The organism is Pseudoalteromonas sp. 2CM39R (assembly GCF_023161845.1).
In genome coordinates, this window is sequence record NZ_JALNTM010000018.1 from 71,033 (window position 1) to 94,230 (window position 23,198).

The following is a 23,198-nucleotide window of genomic DNA, read 5'->3' on the forward strand; positions in this document are numbered from 1 at the left end:
AAATAATCGCTGTAAGCTTTGCAATCCCATGATAATATTAAATTTATGTTAACAATTTTTAGGGCGGGTGCTTTAAAAGTGGTGTATGTTTCTGGGCAAAAACAATAATAAATTAAGGATAATAATGAATCATCGACAATTGAGTGCCACTTTGCTGGTATTGATGGCTTTAATAACTGGCTGTAATTCGTCACCAATAAGTCTTTACAGCGATAATACTATGAAGAAAAAAGAATATAATGGTGTTAAGGCATACAGAAAAGGGGAGTTTGAAGAGGCTTTTAACTATTTAGAAGAGCCCGCTGCATTCGGTTATAAAAGTGCACAATACACCCTAGCGTTTATGTTTTTAAAAGGACAATATTTAGAGCAATCAACTAAGCTTGGTATGGGGTGGTTGGGTGTTGCTGCAGAAGCTGGCGTTGAAAATTGGTCACAACAATATGATACTTTTTATGCCGCTGCGACAACAGAAGAGAAGCAAGAAATAGATGCAATTGTTGCCGTTTATATTGAACAATTTGGTGTTAAAGCTCAAAACATGACATGCCGTAGGTCAACATCACCTAGGCGCACATTCGGCGAAATTAAAATTGATTGTAATAAACACGATGGTGTTGTCACTGTTCATGAAATACAAACAATAGAGTAAAGCTAGTTACTAACTAGCTTCTTTTCAAAGTCACTTTTTACGATATCGAGCGCTTTTAATACTTCTTCTGGCTCTACATCGTGTTGCTCTAAAATCATAATTAAATCAACAGCCAGTTTCACGTGTGTAGGAGCTTCTTCTAACGGGTTACTCATGGAGCTCTTTCTTTTTAGCTATTTGATCAATCGCAAAATTAATGGCAACTTCTACGCGTTGTTCCATATCTAAACGATCTGTTTGAGTTAAATAAAACGCCATATCTACATCGTATCTAATATAACGTGGGGGTAATTGATTGAGTACGGTGCAGCAAAAGTCAGCCATTACATCGTCGTTGTAACGTTCATTAAGTTTACGTTTTTCTATTTCTTCTAAAACGAGTTTTTCGTAAAAATTGTGTATGTCGTCATCTAATCGCATATTCCTGTCACTCTTTTTTATTGTCTGTAATGAGTCTATACCAAGGATTGTTATAAATCGAGAGCCGCTTTAAATAGTTGCTTATGAACACTAACTAAATTGTTGATGTTACGTTGATAACCGCCACCTAAAACGCACATAAGCGGTATGTTCCGCTGCTTGCAAAAGTTAAGAACAGCAAAGTCGCGCTCATATATACCAGCTAAGGAAACATCAAATAAGCCGAGTTCGTCCTTGGTATAAATATCGGCGCCCGCATTATATAAAATAATATCGGGCTGGTGGAGGCGAACACATAACTCAAGAGCTTGGTCTAGTGTTGTTAAATACTCTGCATCGGTGGTGTTTGCAGGTAAGCCAAAGTCATAGTTTGAGTACTGTTTTTGCCGAGGAAAGTTTTGTTCACAGTGAATTGAGCAACTAATTATCTGCTCGTGCTGTTGGGTTATTTGCGCGGTACCGTCACCTTGGTGTACGTCACAATCAAATATTAATACAGTGTCGGCTTGCTCTGTTGAAATAAGATGCGCTGCCGCAATGGCTAAATCATTAAAAATACAAAAGCCACTGCCGTAATTGCTGTAAGCATGGTGATAGCCGCCACTTAAATTAGCCGCTAAACCACTTTCAAGTGCTGTTTCAGCGGCTTGAATACTGGCACCAACAGAGTAAAGAGTTCGCTCAACAAGTTTATAAGAGTGAGGAAATCCCATTTTTTTAACCGCTTTGTCAGTTAACGACCCGTTTAAAAAGTCAGCAATATAATCTGAGCTATGGCATAAGCTTAACTGCGCTTTAGTTGCTGGCGAAGGCGATATAAACCGCGTATAGCCTAAACGTTCAACTTCATGCTTGAGCTGTTGATACTTTTTAATTGGAAATCGATGGCGCTCAGGGAGCGTTAAAGCAGAGTAGAGAGGGTGATAAAAAAGCTGCATTAGCGTAGCTGTTGTTTTTCTACTTGTTGAATTTTGTCTTCGGTGGCAGAAATTGCTTTTCTACAACGGCCGAGTCGTGCATGAGTAGTTAAAATTTCTTGGTTAAGCTTTTGTGCTTGCGCAGGCGATGCTTTTTCCATTTGCAGTTTACGCTCTTCAATCATCAGTACTAGGCGACGTTCAAATTCATGGTTTTGTTTAAGTTCATCATATAATTCGTGGGATGATTGCATGATTTTTTGCACCGCTTGTTTATAAACAGGCTGTTTAGCACGAGGCTTATAATGACTTTTATTTTCTTTCACCCAAATAGGGGTCGATTTAATAACATTAAATACCGCTTGTACCTGACTGGCAATACGCTCAAGTGCATAGGTGTAAGCATGGCGGTGTTCGCTCGGTGGTAGGCTAGCTATTTCATCTTCTATTTCTACTACGTAGTCGGCTAAGTTCATACTTTTGGTGCTAAACACGGCTCTGTCAAATAGGCTCGGCTGTGCCTGCATATAACGGTTTTTAGAAAAGAGCTTTGCTTTGTCGAATTGCTCTGCCTGTTGCTTAAGCGTGGCAACTTGTTGGCGTAGTTTGTCTAAAGCAGCAGATTGCATATTAAAAGTATGCCTCGTAAATTAGTTTTAATGCTAAAAGTATAACCATAGTATTAAATACTGGACGAATAAATTTACTCCCAAAACGAATCGCTGAATGTGCGCCAAACCATGCACCAAGCATGATAAAGAAGCCCATTGTAATTCCCAGTAAAAAGTTAACATGGCCAAGTGCAACAAAGGTGATCAGCGAGATAAAGTTAGAAACAAAATTCATTGAACGCGCCAAACCACAATTAAGTAGCAAACTCATTTTATAAAGCATACCGTTTGAGGCAGTCCAAAAAGTTCCCGTTCCAGGCCCCGCCAAACCATCAAAAAAGCCTAGGCTTAACCCTTGTAGCCACTGTTTAATTTTTATTGCGCGGGTTAATTCAGGTAGGTCGTCGCTTTGTGTGGTACTTAAATTACCAAACAAGCTGTAGCAAGCCACTAAAATAATAATAATGGGTAAGAGCTTATTTAAAAATTCAATGCTTAAATGATCAACAATGAGTGTGCCTAACAAAGCACCTATGGCGGTAGCCATAATAGAAGCAAACCAAAATCGTGGGTTAAATAACTGTTTTTTATAATAGGTGATACTGGCCGTTAACGAGCCAAAACTGGCGGCCAATTTATTAGTGCCAAGCGTTAAATGAGGAGGTAATCCCGCCGTTAACAGTGCCGGTACAGTGAGTAAACCACCACCGCCAGCAATAGCATCAATAAAGCCCGCTAAAAGTGCAACGCCACATAAAATAGCCCAAGTTGTTGGATCGAGTGCAAGTTCAAACATCAGTAATCTATTTGTCTTTTAAAAGGTGGTAAGGTGTCGAGCATGGCTTTGCCATATCGTTTGGTGATTAAGCGTCTATCTAAAATAGTTATTGTGCCAATATCACTTTCTTTGCGCAGCAGTCTACCACAGCTTTGTACCAATTTCTTTGCTGCGTCTGGCACGGTTATAGATAAAAACGGATTACCGCCTTTACTTTGCACAAACTCCGCTTGTGCTTCTTCGATAGGCGAGGTGGGCACCGCAAATGGAATTTTTGTAATAATTAGGTTTTCTAAATATTTACCAGGTAAATCAAGTCCTTCAGAAAGGCTTTGGGTGCCAAATAAAATACTGCCTTTGCCTTCATCAATATTTTTAGTGTGTAATTTGAGTAAAGCTTCTCGTGACATTTCACCTTGTACTAATAAGTTAAATCCTTTTGTTCTAAGGAATTTACTTACATGGTCCATTTGCCAGTAAGAGGCAAATAACACTAAGTTGGCTTTTTTAGTGTTTAGATACTCGGGTAATGTTTTAGCAATATGATCGCTAAATTCTTTATCTGTTGGCTCTATGCTTGACGTCGGAATACGCAGAGTGGCTTGTTTTGGGTAGTCAAACGGGGAGGGGACTTTAATAAACTTTACCCCTTCTTCTTTAGCAAGGCCACTTTCATAGGCAAAATGATCAAATGAGCCTAGTGCGCTCAAGGTAGCAGAACATAGCACGGCTCCAGCACATTCGCTCCAGAGCTTGTCTTTTAAATAGTAACCGACCTCAATGGGGCAGTCGCTAAGCAAGTGATCATGATGGCTTTTATATTCAAGTCGTTTTATCCAACGCGCATGCGGCGTGCCTTCGCCTTTAGTAGCGTAACTAAACCATAATTTATTAAGTTGTTCTAACCGGTTTATGTATTGCCCACTTTCAGCCAGAATGGGGTCGGCAACATAAGGTTTAATATCACCGTCGCTTACATCTTGTGTGAGGGTATCGTGCATTTTATTCAAACAGCGTAAAGCATCAAGCGTAGCCTCACTAATGTCTTTTGCCTTCGCATGTAGCGATTTAGGAATTTCACCATGTTCAAAGCGATAGGTATCGTCTTTTGAATATTCAAAATCGGCGTTGTCGAGAATATCGCGGACTACTTTTAAATCTTTGTTAGCATCGTTAACGCTATCGCATAACTTAAAGTTTTGCCCAATACCTTTTTGCCCCACTAACACTTTGGCCATTTTGCCACTAAATTTAGTGAGTTTGTCGAGCCAATCTATCGTGCCTTTTATGGTAGCTGCAGCAGATGAAAAGTCGCGGGTAATATGCGCAAGATGATGCGCTTCATCGATTACATAAATGGTATTGTCGGGCTCGGGTAAAATTTTTCCGCCCCCTAAATCTAAATCAGCTAACAGTAACGAATGGTTTATAACCAATACATCCATTTGCATTAACTGCTGGCGAGCCAGTTGAAAAGGACATGTTTGGTGTGCTTTCATCTGGCGTTGGCAAGCATGCTTATCGCAAGCAATGAGCCCCCATACTCTATCAGGAATGGTATCGGCCCAGCTGTCTCTATCACCTTGCCATTTTTTATTGATATAGGCATCGTAAAGTTGCTTTAAGCACTTAGTTTCCATATCACTTAGTGGCGATGTAAGGGTAGGCATAAATTCCATTTGAGTTTGGCTATCGCTGTTCAGCGCATTATGAAGTTTGTGAGCGCAAATATAACGTTGGCGGCCTTTTACTAAATCAAATTTAAAATCGAGCCCTGAGTGCTTTTTAAAAAACGGCAGTTCTTTAGCGATTAATTGCTCTTGCAAAGCAACAGTAGCTGTAGAAATAACCAGTTTCTTTTTTTGTGCTAATGCCAGCGGTAGAGCGCCTAGGCAGTATGCTAATGACTTGCCGGTACCTGTGCCTGCTTCAATAACACAAATACGTTGCTTTTTATGGTATTCACCGGCTAATGTTTTGGCGATTTCAGCAACTAAATAGTTTTGACTACTGCGAGGGCGGTAATCGATTAGGTTATTTGCAACATGCTGGTGTACTTGTCTAATTGTTTTTTTAAGTGAGCTCGATAGCATGTGATGATTAACCTAAAATATGTATATAATTACAGTGTATATATTAAGTGGGATCGAACATTGACACAAGCAATCTATCAGGGCTTTATTTTATCAAGGCAACAATACGGGGCTAAAAATGCACAAGGTATTACTTTGTGTTACTGGCTAAGCTCTGATCAGGGCCCGATAAAAGTGACGATTGAAAACCAGCAAGCGGTATTCTTCATCCCATTAGCACAGCAGCAGGCAGCGAATACCTTGTTGACTAAGGCGAGTGTTAACGTCCAGTTTAATAATGTTGAGCTTTGTCACTTTAGTGGTAGCGAGAGTGTTGCCTGTTACTTTAACGATATAAAAAGCCTATACACTGCAAGAGCTCTTTTAGAGCAAGTAATGCCAATTTACGAAGCCGATGTGCGCCACAGTGATCGCTTTTTAATGGAGCGCTTTATTAAAGGAGGTGTATGGGTAACCGGTAACGCCAAAGCTCAAAACGGCTTTATTGAAATTAGTGATGCAAAGCTAAAAGCAAACACCGAGTATACGCCAACGCTTAAGTCTGTTTCTTTGGATATAGAATGCAATGGCGACGGGGTGTTATTTAGTGTTGCACTGGTGGGAAATGGTTTAGATTGTGTATTGATGATAGGTGAGCAGCAGCTGCAGAGCGACTCGACATTTGAAATAGACTGGTGCTATGACGAAATTAACCTACTCACCAAGCTGCAGCAGTACATTATAAATAACGATCCTGATGTTATTATTGGTTGGAATGTTATTGATTTTGACTTTAGTTTATTGCAAGAACGCGCAGAGGCGTTAGGACTTACCCTTAACTTTGGCCGAGATAATCAACCTTTGTATATTAATAAAGGCCATTACACCCGATTAACGCTTCCTGGGCGGTGCGTCATTGATGGCATTGATACTTTAAAAAATGCAACTTATCGATTTGACAGCTTTTCGTTAGCCAATGTTGCAGAGCGTGTGCTTAACGAGTCTAAATTAATAAAAACCGATAACCGATTAACAGAAATTGTTCGTCAATTTAATGAAGATAAGCTCGCTCTTGCTGCTTACAACCGCAAAGATTGTATTTTAGTTAATCAAATTTTCGAAAAATTAAAGTTATTTGAATTTGCCATAGTCAGAACTCAAATCACCGGGCTCGAACTTGAGCGTATGGGTGGCTCGGTTGCTGCATTTACTAATTTATATTTACCGTTATTACATCGCAGTGGTTATGTTGCTCCCAACTTAGGCGATCATGGGCTATCTTTTGAAAGCCCTGGTGGCTATGTGATGGAGTCGACCCCAGGGCTTTTTAAAAACGTTTTGGTACTTGATTTTAAAAGCTTATACCCTTCAATTATGCGTACGTTTTGTATTGACCCGTTAGGTTTAATCGCAGGGTTAAACGCACCAGAGCATGCGGTTGAAGGATTTAATCAGGCATTATTTTCAAGAACGCAGCACCACCTACCTAAATTAATTGAGCACCTGACACAAACTCGCCAAGAAGCCAAAGATACTAATCAACCCATGCTCTCGCAAGCGATTAAAATTATTATGAATAGTTTATATGGTGTACTCGGCTCTAAAGGCTGTCGGTTTTACGACCCGCGCTTATCGAGTTCTATCACTTTACGTGGCCATGAAATAATGCAAACAACTCGTAAATGGATAGAAGTGCAAGGCTTTGAGGTGATATATGGTGATACCGACTCTACGTTTGTAAAACTTAGTGAAGATAAAAGCCCTGAGCAATGTAACGAAATTGGCTGCCAACTTGTTCGACATATCAACGAAAAGTGGCAAGTAGAATTAAAGCAGCGTTATGACTTAAAAAGCTATTTGGAAATTGAATTTGAAACCCATTACAGTCCGTTTTTTATGCCAACTATACGAGGTAAAAAAACAGGTTCTAAAAAACGTTATGTGGGGCAAGTAACTAAAAATAATGAGAAAAAACTTGTATTTAAAGGTATGGAAACAGTACGTAGCGATTGGACTGAGTTTGCACAAGAGTTTCAAACACAGTTATTCGAGACATTATTTACCGACAACTTCGAAATACAGCAACTGCACGATATTATAAATAGCTACACTCAAAAGCTTTATAATGGTGAGTTTGACCGTAAATTAGTATATAGAAAGCGTTTAGGGCAGCACCTCAACGATTATATTAAAAATATCCCACCTCACGTTCAAGCAGTTAAAAAACACAAAGCGAGCCATCCTGAGTTTGAAATAAAACGCGGGCAAGTAATCGAATATGTTTACGCAGTATCCGGCGCTGAGCTTTATACCGGTAAAAACACTCTGAACTACCCGCTGTACATCCAAAGACAACTCGACCCTGTTGCGCAAATGATATTAAGCGCATTAAACACACCAACTGAATCTACTCAAGCTTCATTGTTTTAGTATAAAAATAGGAAAGCTTTAATTGAATAGTAATCAACGATAAATTTATTGCAATTTATGAAATAGTTATTTTTGTGGGGTTTAGGTGTGAATTTAATTATTGTCTTTATATATAAAATCACCACCATGTTAATTTTTTATCGTCAAGTGTGTCTTATTTATTTCACATGGTTTATTTATTGTTAATTATATGTTGACCGCTCCTCGTTGTAAGCATTATCATAAGGCTATGATCATCAAATTAACGCAACTTGTGTTGGTGATTTGTTAAATATAAAAAACATAATGGTATTCTAGGGAGAATCAAATGTTAAATAATAAAGTTTCAAAAGCAGTTCGCTTAGCGATTGCTTTTGGTGCAGTATCAACAGCTGCATTTTCTGCAAGCACAACAGCTGCAGAGGAAGGTCTTGAAAAAGTTGAACGTATTCAAGTTACAGGTTCTCGTATTAAGCGTACAGACCTAGAAACTTCTAGTCCAGTCACTGTAATGACTGCTGAAGAGATTAAATTAAGCGGTTTCACTCGTGTGGAAGATATCTTGAATCAGTTGCCACAAATTGAAGCTGCTGAAAGTTCATTTTTAGCCAATGGCGCCACAGGTACTGCGACTGTAGATCTACGTGGTTTAGGTTCAAATAGAACATTAGTACTAATTAACGGCCGAAGAATGCAAGCGGGTAGTATTACCTCTCAGGTTGCAGATATAAACCAAATCCCTTCATCGTTGATTAAGCGAGTAGATGTTCTTACTGGTGGTGCTGCGGCTATATATGGTGCTGATGCTGTTGCTGGTGTTGTTAACTTTGTGATGGACGACCAGTTTGAAGGTATTTCACTCAACGTAGGTACTTCAGGTTATCAACATAATAATGATAACAAATACATCCAAGGCTTGATGGATGAAAAAGACTTCAACTATGATACAGGTAGCACTGGTATCGATGGCAAATCTTACAGCATAGATTTCACTGTTGGTGGTGCATTTGATGGCAGCAAAGGCCATGCCGTTGGTTATGTAACTTACAACCGTCAAACTGAATTATTACAAGGCTCTCGAGATTACTCATCGTGTGCATTAGATAAAGCAGGTCAAGCTTGTGGTGGTTCTGGTACCACTCCAAATCCATTTTTCGATATCTACCCAGTAGTTGACGGCGAAGTTGATTACAAGCAAAACTTTTATGGATACTTAGATCCAAATGGTTCTGGGTTTAGAGAAGATGATGGTTATCGTTACAACTATGCCCCAGTTAATCACTTTTTAAGACCAAACGAACGTTTCACTCTGGGTACTTTTATCGATTATGAAATCAACGATACTTTTCGCCCTTATTTAGAATTCTCTTTTATGCATAACAGAACTGCAGGTCAAATTGCAGAATCTGGTACGTTCTATAATGATGAAATTTTATTTGACTACAATAACCCTTTATTGTCTGATACTCAAAAGCAACAGCTACAAGGTTTGTTTAACCAAGATGGAAGTGACCAGTTTGTTGCATACATTGGTAAACGTAACATTGAAGGTGGTCCACGTTCTGATAATCTAGAACATTCTTCATACAGAATTTTAACGGGTATGGAAGGTGAACTAAACGATAATTGGTCATATGATGTTAGTTATAATTATTCTGCAACGACGTCTAGCTCAGTATATAAAAATGATTTACTTGCACCAAAAATAGCTCCTCGTGTTGGTGCTGTAGATACTGAATGTGCTCAAGATGATGGTTGTTTATATTACAACGTATTTGAACTTGGTGGAGTAACACCTGAACAAGCAGCTCAACTTGCTGGTGTTGGTACTCAAACTGGTTTAGTTACTCAAGTTATATACAGTGGTTATGTTAGTGGTGAGTTCGATTGGACATTACCTACGGCTTCATTACCTGTAGGTGCGGTATTTGGTGTTGAACGTCGTGAACAAGACTATGAGCGTGTATCAGATACTGTTTATGAAGAAGGTCAATTATTAGGTCAGGGTGGTCCTTCACCAAGTCTATATGGCGTAATTGATGTAAACGAAGTTTATGGTGAGTTACAAATTCCAGTATTAGATAATTTAAATGTATCAACTGCAGCACGTTGGTCTGATTATTCAACAACTGGTTCGGACACAACCTACTCAATTGGTGTTGATTACACTCTTGCAGATACTTACAAGTTCAGAACTAGTTTTGCGAAGGTTGTGCGTGCTCCTAATATTGGTGAACTATTCGCAGCTCAAAGTCTTGGTTTGTGGAGTGGTGCAGATGGTTGTGCTGGTGATCCAGCAGCAGCAGATGCAGCTGACAGACCAACTTACTCTGCTAGTCAATGTGCCAATGCTAGTGTAAGTGCTGATCAATACGGTAACATTGGTGAGTCACCTGCTGGACAATACAATGAGTTAGCTGGTGGTAATCCTGCGCTTCAACCAGAAGAGGGTGAAACGCTTACCATTGGTTTAGTAGCTTCTCCTTTTGAAAACTTTAACTTCTCTGTAGATTACTTCAAAATTGAGATTGAACAAGTTATAGGTGAAGTTGGTGCTGAGCGTATACTTAACAACTGTGCTGAAACTGGCGATGCATTTTTCTGTAACAACATTACTCGTAGCCCATCAGGAAGCCTTTGGTTAGGTCAAGCAGGTTTTGTAACCAACCTTAGCGATAATATTGGTGGTAGAACATGGGAAGGTATTGATGCTACAGCTGCATATTCAATGGATCTAGAAAATGCAACTTTGAAGTTTGACATCAACGGTTATTACAGCATGAAGAAAGAGGTTGAGCCTATCCTAGGTGATTCATCTTTAGCATATGACTGTGCTGGTAATATTAATTCAGACTGTTTTGCTTCACCAAAATGGCGTCATACTTCTAATATTAACTACATCCGTGACGATTGGCGTATAGGCGCTAAATGGCGCTATTACGGTGGTATCGATTATGATGGTGTTGATGATAAATCTTTAGTTGAAAATGGCGGGATTGGTTCTTATAGTTTCATCGATTTATCTGGTACTTACTCATACAATGAGCATGTTACATTTACAGGTGGTATTAATAATATCTTCGATAAAGAGCCTCCAATGGTGGGTAACACAATTGCTAGTAATGCAAATACTGTTGCTGGTTTTTATGATACCTTAGGCCGATTTGTACATGTTAGCTTTAACTTAAAGTTCTAACAAAATAGCTACAAAAATAAATGAAAGCCCATACTTGGTATGGGCTTTTTTTTTTGAAAAATTTTAAAAATTGGCTAAAGAGCAGGATGATTTTGATTTCTTGTTAATTAACTTCTAGAGAAAAAGATATTTATTAGTAATGATATTTTGCGGTTGTAGCTGTATTTGATTAGTTTAAAGATGCGGTCTAGTCATAAATGCTTGGTTTTTATTGTGTGAATGTAAAGTAAAGACTTAAATTTGGTTACTTTTGTTTTTATTGTTAATGCTGTGTTGACCTTTAACTTCATCTAGGATTATTATAGGAACTTAGCAAGTTTATAAACTTCTTGTTAAATAATAAAAATATAATAGTGTTCTAGGGAGAATCACATGTTAAACAATAAAGTTTCAAAAGCAGTTCGTTTAGCGATCGCTTTTGGTGCAGCATCTACAGCTGCTTTCTCAGCAAGTACATTTGCTGCAGAAGAAGAAAATGCAGAAAAAGTAGAAAGAATTGAGGTTACGGGTTCACGTATTAAGCGCTTCTCTGAAGTTTCTCCAACACCAGTTACAACTATAACAGGTGTTGAACTTACGAATGCCGGTATTACAAACGTAGCTGATCTATTACAGAAACTTCCATCTTCAGGTGTTGGCTCTGCCCCAACAACTACAACAAACACAATTTTTGGTGCAGGTATTAATACAACTGACTTGCGTCAATTAGGTGAAGGTCGTACCCTTGTTCTTGTTAATGGTCGTCGTTACGTAGGTGCATCGGTTGATAATCCAGCTGTTGACTTAAATGGTATTCCGACTGAAATGATTGAACGTATGGATATCGTTCACGGTGGTGCATCAGCAGTTTATGGTTCTGATGCCGTTGCTGGTGTTGTAAATATTATTTTGAAGAAGTCTCAAGATACTATCGATTTTAATTACAAAAAATCTATGCCTGAGCAAAATGGCGGTGGTTCTGAATTTTTCTCATTCACTTTTGGTGGTGAAGGCGAAAAAACTAGCTTCATTACAAGCTTATCTTACTCTGAAACAGAGCAATTAGAAGCACAAGATCGAGACTTCCTCAGAAACCCTATCAACACAATGCTAAACCCTGATAATGTTGATGATAAAGACGGTATTCCAGCAAGAACTTATGCTGAAAATCCTGGGCTTCAGACGTTAGGTATATATGATCGTGCTGGTGATGCATTTTTACCAGGTGGTCAATATGTTTTTGGGGACAATGGTGAGCTAATACCATTTGAGATTGGTGGAAAAACACAGCCCGCTCCAAACTCTCAACTTCGCTATTTTGGTGATGAGTTCTCAAATGGTTACAAATTTATTGAACACCAAGATTTGGCAACGCCACTTAACCGTTTCAATGTTTTTACAAACGTGGTAAATCAGTACCATGACGACCATTCAATGAATTTTGAGGTTTCATTCTCTAAAGCAAGTGCTTACGCAGAGAGTAGCCCAATATTTCTTGCTGAAAGTCTTCGTGCAGATAACGCATATTGGCACCCAGATGCTAAAGCCCAGTTTGCTGATGCAGGCTATGCTGATGATAGAAACATCACTGTATATAAGTTAGCTTCAGGCTTCGGTAATCGTACTTATGAAGATGATCGTACTTCATTTAATACAACTCTTTCATTCCAAGGTTTATTATTAGAAGAATATGATTATGAAGTATATTTTAGCTATGGTCGTAATAAAAATGACACAACTTGGAATGGTGAGTTTTTAGAAGAAAACTTCAATAAAGCTATTGATGCTGTAATGGTAGATGGTGAAATTCGTTGTGCTAACAGAGACGCTGATGGAACCCTTCTTGGTGCACTAGATGGCTGTCAACCATTAAGCCTATTTGGCTTAAACGGTGCGTCGCAAGAGGCACTAGACTATGTAACAACATCAGCTTCAATTTCAAAAGTTAAACAGCAACAAGTAATTGGTGGTGTTATCTCTGGTTATGCTTTTGATATGCCTGCGGGTGGAGTTTCTTTTGCACTTAGTGCTGAGCATCGTAAAGAAACAGGTTCTAATGAGCCTGGTGCTGCTATGCAAAATAACCTAGTGTTTGGTAACTTTGTAAAAGCTTGGGATGGTGAATTTACAGTTGATGAAATCGGTATTGAAACTTCTATTCCTTTATTAGTGGATGCGCCGTTTGTTGACTCTCTAAGCTTAGAGCTTGCTGCACGTTACATGGATTATTCTTCAGTAGGTGATAATGTTGCTTGGAAAGTTGGTTTCAACTATGCAATGAACGATCAGCTTCGTTTCCGTGGTACAAAATCAAAATCAGTTCGTGCTCCATCATTATCTCAGTTATACGCTGCAGGTACTCAATCATTCGCTTCTTATGGCGACCCTTGTGATCAAACACGCATAGCAACGGCTAATGACTCTAAAAAAGCTAATTTAATTGCTAACTGTAAAGCTGCTGGTATCCCTAACCCAGGGATTCTTGACGGTGATTGGAGACCTTCACAGGATTGGCGTCAAGTTACACCGCCAAGTGTTAACTCGGGTAACCCTGAATTACAAGAAGAGACATCAGATGATACTTTATTTGGTGTGATTTATACGCCAACAGAAAATATCACTTTGATTGCTGATTATTGGAGTTTTGATGTTGAAGACGCAATAAACTCGCTAGGTGCGCAGCGTGTAGTAAATGACTGTTATGAAGCTTCAAGCCTTGATAACAGCGCATGTGCTCTAGTTGACCGTGATCCTGCAACACTAGATATTACTCTTGTTCGTAACGGTCCATACAACTTAGCATCTTATGCGTTGAAAGGTGTTGATTTAGAGGGTAACTATAAGTATGAAACAGAGTTTGGTTTATTTGATGTTCGCTTACTTGCAAGTTACTTAGAACACAGAGAGTTCAATACTGATGTTTCAAGCGAAAGCTATGAAATGACACCGACAGTTGGTGAAGTTAGATACCCACGTTGGCAAGGTAATTTAACAATTGGCTACAGCTATGAAGACTTATATGTTGGTATGGTTGGTAAATACCGCCATGCTACTGTTCTTGATAGAGAGTGGACAATAGAAAATAATGATTATAACGATGTACCTTCTTATACTGAGTGGGATCTAAATGCACGTTATAACGTTAATGATATGGTTGAGTTACGTGCTGGTGTTGCTAACTTATTCGACGTTACACCACCAAGAAATCCTGGAACTTATGATGATGGTGAGTTCTTTGATGTGTATGGTCGTCGTATCAATATTGGATTAAACATCCGTTTCTAATATATTTAGATAATGAAAAGGGCTGATATTTATCAGCCCTTTTTTATTTTCTAAAAAATAATCAGGCAATCTATAATTTTTTATGTTCTCAAACATCATTAATGCGTCTTCGTAATGTAATAAACTTTTTGTTAGTATTACACTTATTAAATCTTCAGTATCCTTAAATGACCTACACCCTCAGACCCTACCAAAAAGAGGCGGTTGAACGCACCGTTTTACACTTTAGAAAAACTAACGAACCTGCCGTTATTGTGTTGCCTACGGGGGCGGGTAAAAGTTTAGTGATAGCTGAACTTGCGCGTATTGCTAAACAAAAAATATTGGTGTTGGCGCACGTAAAAGAATTAGTTGAGCAAAATGCTCAAAAGTATAAAAGTTTTGGCTTGCAAGCGAGTATATTTTCCGCAGGTCTCAAAGAGAAGTCGTTAACCCACCAAGTTACCTTTGCTAGTGTGCAGTCGTTATCGCGTAATCTAGATAAACTTAATGAGCACTACTCATTACTTATTATTGATGAGTGTCACAGAGTAAATGGCGAAAAGAAAAGCCAGTACGGAAAAGTTATTAATGCGCTTAAATCTCACAATCCTGAATTAAAAGTATTAGGTTTAACCGCGACGCCTTACCGACTAGGGTTAGGCTGGATTTATCAGCATCATTACCATGGCTTTGTGCGTGGCAATAAGGAAAGCCCATTCAAACGATGTATTTTTGAATTACCTTTGCGCTATATGATTAAACATAACTACTTAACTCCCCCTAAAGAGGTTGATGCAGCGATTAGCCATTATGATTTCTCATCTTTAACTAGCAATGCATTTGGGCAGTATAGTAATGAGGATATGAATGCGCTGTTAAAAAAATCGACCCGTGCAACTCAAACAATTCTGCAGCAGGTTATTCAATATAGTGAGAACCGCCATGGCGTGATGATATTTGCTGCTACGGTTATGCATGCACAAGAGATAATGACTTATTTACCCGAGAATCAAAGTGCGCTGATCACCGGAGATACTTCTAATAGCGAGCGCGATAAAATAATTAAGCAATTTAAAGCTCAACAATTAAAGTACTTAGTGAATATATCGGTACTGACAACGGGCTTTGATGCTCCCCATGTTGATTTTATTGCTATTTTACGGCCCACAGAGTCAGTAAGTTTATACCAGCAAATTGTCGGTAGAGGTTTAAGATTGGCTGAGGGTAAAGATGATTGTTTAGTAATTGACTATGCGGGCAATGGCTTTGATTTATTTTACCCAGAGGTGGGTGATAAAAAAGGCGATAGTGATAATGAACCTGTGCAAGTGCTGTGTCCTGGGTGTGGCTTTGCCAATATATTTTGGGGTAAAACAGACGCTGATGGCAAAGTAGTTGAGCACTTTGGTAGGCGTTGCCAAGGCTTATTAGAAGACGATAATGGGGTAAGCGAGCAATGCGATTATCGTTTTCGTTTTAAAGAGTGTGAGCAGTGCGGCGCACAAAATGATATTGCTGCTCGAAAATGTCATGACTGTGGTGCTGTGATGGCCGATCCTGATGATAAGCTTCGTAATGCGTTAAACCTTAAAGATGCATTAGTCCTTCGTTGTAGTGGCTTGAGTGTGACTAAACTTAAAGAGCAATTGTTAAAAGTTACTTATTTTGATGAAGACGGGGCCAGTTGTGATGAAGTTTTTGATTTAGCAAACAAAGGATCACAGTATTACTTTAATAAGCAATTTGGTAAGCGTGTAGGGCAGGGACAGTCACCAATTGAATTTATCAGTGCAGAGCAAGTTATAAAAGCCCAGTTTGATTTAATACCACCGGATTTTGTGATTGCTCGAAAAAGTAAAAAGTATGGCTGGAAAGTAGCAGATAAACTTTTTGATTATAAAGGCAGCTTTAGAAAAGCAAACCAGCTAAGCCGATAGGCTAAGCTGGATATCTCATTCATCATGAAATTAGGGTTATACTTCTTCTGCGTCTAATCCCCAACCATCGCCATAACCATTTAAGCTATTAGCGATACTTTCAATATATTGTTCTGCTTGGCCTAAAAGTGCATGCTCTGGAACCATTTGTACATGGGCTATTACCTCCCAAACACCGGTATCTTTACATTTCTCAACATCAGCAGTTTGCACTAATGCATCGTTTACAATCTCAGTTGCAAATTTTTCGGCATCAGCCTGTTGTTCAAATAAAATGTAAAAATCAATTTGTTGCATTTTACTTAAATCTACACCGGCGGCGGAAATTTCAGCAAGAAGCTGGCCATTATCATCATCAGGAAATTGCATTTAAAACTCATAAATTAGTGTTTATTCATTAGCACTATTGTAACTAAAATAAATCATTAAAGCGCAAGAATTTTTAGTTAAGCTCAAAGCGGTTTAAAAGATTCGCATAGAGCCAGCTAATATTTTAGACGCTGATAATGATTAAGTTAATGTTAGGCTCATTATCGCTATGCTATTATTGTGTCGTTAATTTGTTGTTTTTTATGGGTACATAGTAAGGATGATTACTTGTTCAATCAGTTTTTAAAATCCGTTATTTGTTTTTGCTTATTTTTAAGCTTTTTCGCTATTGCAGCTGACAATAAAATTGAAGATTATGAAATAAAAGGAATTAGTGGAGAGTTAGAAAACAACGTTGCTCTTTATTTAAAACCCTTAGTGGGTGAAAAACCAACGCGCTCACTGCGTCGTTACGCTAAATCGCAAGTTGAAGATAGCTTAAAGGCATTAGGTTATTACAGTTCAAATGTGACTATCGATTTTAATAAAGATGAGCGTGAGCTTGTTGCGACTATTGAACGCGGCTCCGCAACCCGTATTGAGACGCTTAATATTAGCGTTAACGGGGAAGCTAAACATGACCCATTAATTCAGCAAGTTATTGAAAGTTTAGAGTTAAAGCAAGGCGACATTTTAAATCATGGAATGTATAGCGCAGCCTATAAAAAAATTGAATCCGTTTTGTTGGAGCATGGTTACTTTGACGCAAAATGGCCTGCCCGAAAATTTGAAGTCTCATTAAAAAAACATAGCGCTATTATTACCTTTACCATTGAAAGTGGTGTGCGTTATCGCTTTGGTGATGTGTTAATTACCAATCAAAGCCCAGCAGAAAAATACATTCGCTCTTTAGCTCCGTTTGAAATGGGTGAGCACTATAAAGCATCTAAGATTGCTGACTACAACCTAGATTTATCGAGCACTCCTTATTTTACAAGCGTGCGTGTTTACGCTGATATTTCAGCTAGAAAAAACAGCCAAGTGCCTATTAAAGTGGACGTATTACATAAGCCCGGGAATAGCTACGAAATTGGTGGCGGGTTCAATACCGAATTGGGTCCAAAGGTACGGTTTAAGTGGAGTAAACCATGGATCACGGAGCAAGGACACTACCTAGAAAGCAATCTTAATATTGCAAAAAAACAACAAGATATTTCTATGGCGTATACCATCCCTGTTAATAATCCGAATGATGATTTATGGCGTTTATCAGCAGGCTATAAGCTCGAAGATGAATTAGCCGATAATATTTACAGTGAAATTTTAACAGCGCAGTTGCAAAGGCAATGGCTCACCGAGCAAAAATGGATAAGAACTGCATTTATCAGGCGCGAGCAAGAAACCTATCGGATTGGCGACGGGCTAGAACGCACCACAGAAATGTTATTACCAGGTGTCAGTTATGCCCGAAAGCAATCGAAGGGAGGAACCACCCCTTATTCGGGAGAGCAGTGGTCTATATCGGCAGAGTTTGGTCTCGATAGTGTACTCTCTAGTACCAATATTGTTAGGGTGCAATTACAGCATGCATGGTTGCGCACTTATCTTAATAAGCACCTTGTGTTTTTAAAAGCAAACTTAGGGGCCATGTTAGTTGACGATATTAACAATGTTCCATATTCATTAAGGTTTTATGCTGGTGGCGATCAAAGTGTGCGCGGCTTTGCTTATCAATCAATCTCACCAGAAAATGACAATGGGGATCGCATCGGCGGTAAATATTTAATCGCGACGACTGCTGAATATAATTACCAATTTGCCAAAAACTGGCGAGCAGCTTTGTTTGTTGATGGAGGGACGGCGACCAATGATTTTTCTGAGCAATTTGAAATAGGTGCAGGGTTTGGTTTTCGTTATTTAACGCCTATAGGACCAATAAGAATAGATCATGCGTGGGGACTCACTAAAGAAAGCAAAAGCACTCGTTTAAGTATTACCATAGGGCCGGAAATTTAATGTCTGTATTTAAAAAAGTCACTGCAGCACTTAGCACCTTAGTTGTTGCTGTATTAGTGACATTGTTTTGCGTTGTTTTTACAGCTCCAGGTAACCAGCTAATTGCTTATAGCGCCAATAAGTTAGTTGACGGCTTAAAAATTGAAATAAATAACGGCCGTTTTTTATATAATGATGCGTTTAATTTTCGCTTTGAGCGTGACGGTTTATTACTTGATGCTCAGCAGCTTAAACTAGATTTATTTTGGTGGCACTGTGATGGTATGTGTATTGATAACTTAAGTGCCCGGTCTATAAAACTAAACTTACCAGCATCGTCATCTAATTCTCCTGATACATCTAACGAACCGTTGGAACAAATCAGTTTGCCATTTAATATTGCACTTAAGCGTTTATCGGTCACTGAGTTTGTGTTAAATCACACAAGTGCAAACGTAGTTGTTAATAATGTGGAGATTGCTGCAAAGGCACAAGGTGCTGATATTCAAGTTAAAAGAGTGAACATTCCGAGTGTTTTAATTGCGTTAAAAGAGCAGCCTGGAGAAAATGCAGCCAGTTCTACCCCAATTACAGAGTTACCAGCATTACCTAATATCGCATTTATGTCGCCACTCAATATTTATCTAGAACAGTTTAATATTGTGCAGTTCACGGTGGAGCAGAATGCACAGCAAAATGTGGTAAATAATATTGCGCTACAAATGAAGCTAATAGGTTCTGAGATTAACGTTGTTTCATTGTCTGCAAATTATCAGCAGTGGCAGCTTAATACTGCACTTAACGCAAAGCTTAAAGGCCGCTTACCAATTAATGGCGATATCAGTCTAAAAGGGCATGGTTATAATGCCAATATGCAAATAGGCGGAGACTTAGAAAAGCTCAATGTAGATATAAAAAGCAGTGAATCATTTCCTTTTGAACTAACTGCTACGGCTAATCTTAAACAACCAAATTATCCATTTAGTGTTAATGGCGGTTTAGAGCAGTGGATTATCGAAACAGCAAGTAAAGAGTTAAAGATAACCGACGTAAAATTAACCGCGCAAGGCAATGCTAACGATTATCAGTTATCATTATTTGGTAATAGTCAGTTAGGTGCTTATCCAACTGTGAATTTTAACAGTCAAATTAATGGCTCACTGAGCGAAGCACACTTAAAAAAGTTAGCCCTTAAAGCGAATGAGAGCCAAGCTACTATCCAAGCGAATATCGACTGGCAAAATGGGGTTAGTGCTAACTTTAGCGGCGCGCTATCGAGTTTAAAAGCGCAATACCTCACTGACACACTTACCAGTGATATTTCAGGGCAGTTTAAAGGGGCATTTGTTACCAGTTCAAATAGCTGGAAATTAAGTATGGATGACACCCAATTAAGCGGGTTACTAAATGATGTACCGCTTAATTTTGCTGCTCAATTTAACTTAAATGATGAACTTAAAGCCACTGTAAATAAATTTAACCTTAGCAGCGGCACAAACAGGTTAACCTTAACCGGCGAAGTTGATCAGCAATGGCAGATTAATGGGGCTATTGCGCTGCAAAGTAATGATGATGCAAAGCTTCCGTTTATTGCTAATGGTAAAGCAGATTTAAGTATAAGAGGCGAGCGGTTGACGCCTGCAGTTGATTTAGCGTTAAAGCTAGAGCAGTTTATTTATGACGAAATTAATATTAATAAGTTGGCGTTAAAAGCACAGTTAGACACCGCTACCGATTGGCAAACAGATATCAGCGTTAGTCTTGATTCAGCGCGCGTTATGCATCATCAAATTAATAAAGTGGAAATAGTTGGCAGTGGTGATAAAACCGATCATCAACTGAGTGCATCTATTGATGCTGATGCTGGGGCTGCTTCGTTTGAACTAAATGGCAAACTCGCTAACGCGATTTGGCAAGGTGAACTCAGTAATATTAGTGTAAGTGATAAAACGCTTAGCTTTGAAAATGCTAAAGATATAGCTGTAACTATAGATTCGAAAACGGGCGACTTTGATGTGAGTGCGCATTGTTGGCAATCGAGTAATAGTAAGTTATGTATTGATAGATTGAATCAAACCCGCGAATTAGGCCAGCTTAACGTAAAACTGGCTAATCTTGCATTGCGAGAGCTAAAACATTGGTTACCAGAGAATGTAATAACACGTGGTGATATAGCGGGAGACTTTGCTGCTAATTGGCAAGCAGGCACACTTAAAACTCTACGCGCTAATTTAAATTCATCAGGGCTTAACGCGGTACTTATTAACGAAGAAGATCGATTTAAGCTACCTATAGAAACGCTAAACATAAGCGCTTTTTCTGATGCTAAGGTTGGCCAAATAGAAGCTAATATAGAATCGAGTGTTTTGGGTAAAGTAACGACTAAAGTTAATATTGATGATATTCAAAATAAGCAAACGCTTAACGGTAATATTCAAATTGATAAAATTTTATTGTCTGATATACAGCCATTTTTAAATACGTTCGAGCAGCTTAATGGCGCCATTCGTGGGCAAGTTGCATTAGCAGGCACACTTAAAGATCCCTTGTTAGAGGGAAATTTAAATATTGAGAATATCAACCTAGAAGGTGAGCAACTGCCTGTAGCTCTTAAAAACTCCAATATAAATGTGGCGTTTAATAAGTCTACCGCCACCATTGAAGGAGATTTAAATGACCCTCAAGGCGGACAGGTAAAATTAACGGGGAATGTTGATTGGCAAGGTGAACAACCAGCTGTAAATATGAATGTAGTCGGCAGTGAGTTTTTTGTAAGAGCGCAACAAGGCGTGGTGTTTAAAGTATCACCAGAGTTAAAAATAAGTTTAGCTGACAATGCACTTAAGCTGGCAGGTGATGTTGTAGTGCCTTATGGTCGAATAGAAATTGAAGAGCTGCCAGAGGGGGCTGTACAGGTTAGTGATGATGAAATAATTTTGGATCAAACTACGCAAAATACTAAAAAAGCCCCATTTAACTACGATATTGATTTAAAAGTAACGGTTAAAAATGATGTCAGAGTAGCCTCATTTGGACTTGAGTCTAAAGTAGTGGGTGATATGGATATCAAAATGAGCCAAGACTCACCTATTATTGCCATTGGTGAGCTTAATTTAATTGAAGGAACTTACTTGGCATTTGGTCAAGACTTAATAATTAGAACCGGGCAAATTGGTTTTAGTGGCGCAATAGATAAGCCTCATTTAAATATTAAAGCCATTCGCAACCCAAATAATACCGCCGATGGTGTTATTGCAGGTGTTACTTTAACTGGCAGTGTTGAGCAACCAAATTTAAAAGTATTTTCAGAGCCGGGCATGGACCAAGCACAAGCCCTAGCGTATTTGCTGAATGGTCAACCATTAGGAGAGGGTGACAGTTCAACGGATGCAATGTTAACTCAATTACTACTTTCTCAAGGAGTGAGCCGAAGCGAAAGCTTAGTGTCTAAAGTCGGTGAATCGTTTGGCTTGTCAGATGTGAGCTTAAGCTCTAAAGGTAGTGGCGAGCAAACAAAGGTAGAAATATCAGGTTATTTAGCACCGAGTTTGCAGGTTAAATATAGCGTGGGGGTATTTGAGTCGCTCAGTGAAGTGGCAGTGCGTTATCAGCTAATGTCGAAGTTATATATAGAAATAACCAGTGGCCTGTATCAAAATGTCGACATACTGTATAAATTCAATTGGGATTAACCTTTATCTACCAATACCAATACCAATACCAATAATAAAAAGGAAAAGGTATGAAAAAATTCGTAATCACTATTATAGCGTCGGCTTTGCTCGGCGGATGTGTCCAGCAAAGCACTTTGCCAGCAACGCCGGTTAAAAGCCTAACCAGTAGTGAGATTATTGCATCTACAACAGATGAGCAATGGCGATGGGTAGACCCTGAGAATATTTTAAAACTAACCCTACCTACCGGTGCCGCGTATATTGAGCTCAATCCAGCGCTTGCGCCAAAACACAGTGCTAATATTAAAAAATTGGCACGAAAGGGCTTTTATCAGGGCACTCATATTTATCGTTTTGTGGAAGGGTTTGTTGCTCAAGGTGGTGATAGCACGGGTAAAAAGTTAACTAAAACCAAAAATAGCACAGTACCTGCCGAGTTTTATTTAACCACCAATAAGCCGCTTATGATCACTGAAATGGGTGGAGATGGTTATGCACCAATAACCGGGTTTTTAAATGGTTTTGCGGTGGCGCAAAATGAAACACGTGATCAAACATGGCAAATTCATTGCCATGGTGTATTTGCAATGGCGCGCGGCAACGATATTAATAGTGCCAGCACGGAATTTTTTGTCACCATAGGGCAAGGTCCACGTTATTTAGACAAAAATATCACCGTATTTGGGCGAGTACTTACAGGTATGGCACATTTTCATCAGCTAGCGCGCACACCTAAAGGTGGTAGCGAGTTTAATCCTATTACAGATTTACAAGTATTAGCCGACGTTAGCAGCGATCACAGCCGATTTAAAGTAATGAAAACAGACTCAGATGCATTTAAACAGTTAATTTCAGCACGAGGTAGTCGTAGTGAGGAATGGTTTGCGTATAGCCATAATTACATTGATGTGTGTGGAATGCCTGTACCAACTAAGCAACTTAACGATTAAAAAAAGGAGCCTCAGGCTCCTTTTTTGTTTAG

At 38.9% G+C, this 23,198-nt stretch carries 15 protein-coding genes; 8 read left to right on the plus strand and 7 right to left on the minus strand.

The genetic code is table 11. The annotated features are described in order from the left end of the window. The first annotated feature begins 124 nt into the window (after positions 1-124). Positions 125-652, plus strand: a complete 528-nt coding sequence (locus tag MTF66_RS29410) for a sel1 repeat family protein (protein WP_054202429.1) — start codon at positions 125-127, stop codon at positions 650-652. Positions 653-654: 2 nt separating this feature from the next. Here MTF66_RS29410 and MTF66_RS29415 read toward each other — a convergent pair whose 3' ends face one another. Genes MTF66_RS29415 through dinG form a run of 6 tightly spaced genes read right to left on the minus strand, consistent with a single transcriptional unit; the run spans position 655 to position 5,471 of the window. Continuing rightward, on the minus strand, positions 655-807 hold the full coding sequence (locus MTF66_RS29415) for a YbaM family protein (RefSeq protein WP_010388219.1): 153 nt from the start codon (positions 805-807) through the stop codon (positions 655-657). Further along, on the minus strand, positions 800-1,072 hold the full coding sequence (locus MTF66_RS29420; protein WP_131691315.1) for a late competence development ComFB family protein: 273 nt from the start codon (positions 1,070-1,072) through the stop codon (positions 800-802). The genes MTF66_RS29415 and MTF66_RS29420 overlap by 8 nt, the downstream gene beginning before the upstream one ends. A gap of 50 nt (positions 1,073-1,122) precedes the next feature. Further along, a complete protein-coding gene (locus MTF66_RS29425; protein ID WP_138622714.1) occupies positions 1,123-2,010 on the minus strand; it encodes a histone deacetylase in 888 nt (295 codons plus the stop codon). Then, positions 2,010-2,618, minus strand: coding sequence for a primosomal replication protein (locus MTF66_RS29430; RefSeq protein WP_054202432.1), 609 nt, complete (start codon positions 2,616-2,618; stop codon positions 2,010-2,012). Before MTF66_RS29430 ends, MTF66_RS29425 begins: the two co-directional genes overlap by 1 nt. A 1-nt stretch (position 2,619) precedes the next feature. After that, positions 2,620-3,396: a TSUP family transporter gene (locus MTF66_RS29435; protein WP_138605008.1), complete on the minus strand. Its 777-nt coding sequence runs from the start codon at positions 3,394-3,396 to the stop codon at positions 2,620-2,622. Continuing rightward, positions 3,396-5,471, minus strand: a complete 2,076-nt coding sequence (gene dinG / locus MTF66_RS29440; RefSeq protein ID WP_138622716.1) for an ATP-dependent DNA helicase DinG — start codon at positions 5,469-5,471, stop codon at positions 3,396-3,398. Before dinG ends, MTF66_RS29435 begins: the two co-directional genes overlap by 1 nt. A gap of 60 nt (positions 5,472-5,531) precedes the next feature. On the opposite strand from dinG, the gene MTF66_RS29445 reads away from it, so the two are divergent. The 4 genes from MTF66_RS29445 (at position 5,532) to MTF66_RS29460 (ending at position 16,238) form a co-directional block, all read left to right on the plus strand. Continuing rightward, positions 5,532-7,880 carry a DNA polymerase II gene (locus tag MTF66_RS29445; protein ID WP_138622718.1) on the plus strand — a complete coding sequence of 783 codons (2,349 nt, stop codon included), beginning with the start codon at positions 5,532-5,534 and terminating at the stop codon, positions 7,878-7,880. A 307-nt stretch (positions 7,881-8,187) separates the two neighbouring features. Further along, a complete protein-coding gene (locus MTF66_RS29450) occupies positions 8,188-11,055 on the plus strand; it encodes a TonB-dependent receptor domain-containing protein (protein WP_010388230.1) in 2,868 nt (955 codons plus the stop codon). Positions 11,056-11,427: 372 nt separating this feature from the next. After that, complete coding sequence (locus MTF66_RS29455) at positions 11,428-14,319, plus strand: TonB-dependent siderophore receptor (RefSeq protein ID WP_055012782.1); 2,892 nt, start codon at positions 11,428-11,430, stop codon at positions 14,317-14,319. Positions 14,320-14,486: 167 nt separating this feature from the next. Next, entirely contained in the window at positions 14,487-16,238 is a 1,752-nt protein-coding gene (locus MTF66_RS29460; RefSeq protein ID WP_138622720.1) for a DEAD/DEAH box helicase, read from the plus strand. A gap of 36 nt (positions 16,239-16,274) precedes the next feature. Here MTF66_RS29460 and MTF66_RS29465 read toward each other — a convergent pair whose 3' ends face one another. Further along, positions 16,275-16,607, minus strand: a complete 333-nt coding sequence (locus MTF66_RS29465; protein ID WP_010388233.1) for a ribonuclease E inhibitor RraB — start codon at positions 16,605-16,607, stop codon at positions 16,275-16,277. Positions 16,608-16,835: 228 nt separating this feature from the next. Here MTF66_RS29465 and MTF66_RS29470 point away from each other — a divergent pair, with 228 nt between their 5' ends. Genes MTF66_RS29470 through MTF66_RS29480 form a run of 3 tightly spaced genes read left to right on the plus strand, consistent with a single transcriptional unit; the run spans position 16,836 to position 23,166 of the window. Beyond that, the gene (locus MTF66_RS29470; RefSeq protein ID WP_138622722.1) at positions 16,836-18,563 is read left to right on the plus strand and encodes an autotransporter assembly complex family protein; all 1,728 of its coding nucleotides are present in this window, start codon (positions 16,836-16,838) and stop codon (positions 18,561-18,563) included. Next, entirely contained in the window at positions 18,563-22,234 is a 3,672-nt protein-coding gene (locus MTF66_RS29475; protein ID WP_138622724.1) for a translocation/assembly module TamB domain-containing protein, read from the plus strand. Before MTF66_RS29470 ends, MTF66_RS29475 begins: the two co-directional genes overlap by 1 nt. A 50-nt stretch (positions 22,235-22,284) precedes the next feature. Next, positions 22,285-23,166 carry a peptidylprolyl isomerase gene (locus MTF66_RS29480; RefSeq protein ID WP_138622726.1) on the plus strand — a complete coding sequence of 294 codons (882 nt, stop codon included), beginning with the start codon at positions 22,285-22,287 and terminating at the stop codon, positions 23,164-23,166. The last annotated feature ends 32 nt before the right edge of the window (positions 23,167-23,198 follow it).

Bases quoted from the DNA above. Each gene is read 5' to 3' on its own strand.
- MTF66_RS29410 (WP_054202429.1), top strand. From the start codon at position 125: ATGAATCATCGACAATTGAGTGCCACTTTGCTGGTATTGATGGCTTTA.
- MTF66_RS29415 (WP_010388219.1), bottom strand. From the start codon at position 807: ATGAGTAACCCGTTAGAAGAAGCTCCTACACACGTGAAACTGGCTGTT.
- MTF66_RS29420 (WP_131691315.1), bottom strand. From the start codon at position 1,072: ATGCGATTAGATGACGACATACACAATTTTTACGAAAAACTCGTTTTA.
- MTF66_RS29425 (WP_138622714.1), bottom strand. From the start codon at position 2,010: ATGCAGCTTTTTTATCACCCTCTCTACTCTGCTTTAACGCTCCCTGAG.
- MTF66_RS29430 (WP_054202432.1), bottom strand. From the start codon at position 2,618: ATGCAATCTGCTGCTTTAGACAAACTACGCCAACAAGTTGCCACGCTT.
- MTF66_RS29435 (WP_138605008.1), bottom strand. From the start codon at position 3,396: ATGTTTGAACTTGCACTCGATCCAACAACTTGGGCTATTTTATGTGGC.
- dinG (WP_138622716.1), bottom strand. From the start codon at position 5,471: ATGCTATCGAGCTCACTTAAAAAAACAATTAGACAAGTACACCAGCAT.
- MTF66_RS29450 (WP_010388230.1), top strand. From the start codon at position 8,188: ATGTTAAATAATAAAGTTTCAAAAGCAGTTCGCTTAGCGATTGCTTTT.
- MTF66_RS29455 (WP_055012782.1), top strand. From the start codon at position 11,428: ATGTTAAACAATAAAGTTTCAAAAGCAGTTCGTTTAGCGATCGCTTTT.
- MTF66_RS29460 (WP_138622720.1), top strand. From the start codon at position 14,487: ATGACCTACACCCTCAGACCCTACCAAAAAGAGGCGGTTGAACGCACC.
- MTF66_RS29465 (WP_010388233.1), bottom strand. From the start codon at position 16,607: ATGCAATTTCCTGATGATGATAATGGCCAGCTTCTTGCTGAAATTTCC.
- MTF66_RS29475 (WP_138622724.1), top strand. From the start codon at position 18,563: ATGTCTGTATTTAAAAAAGTCACTGCAGCACTTAGCACCTTAGTTGTT.
- MTF66_RS29480 (WP_138622726.1), top strand. From the start codon at position 22,285: ATGAAAAAATTCGTAATCACTATTATAGCGTCGGCTTTGCTCGGCGGA.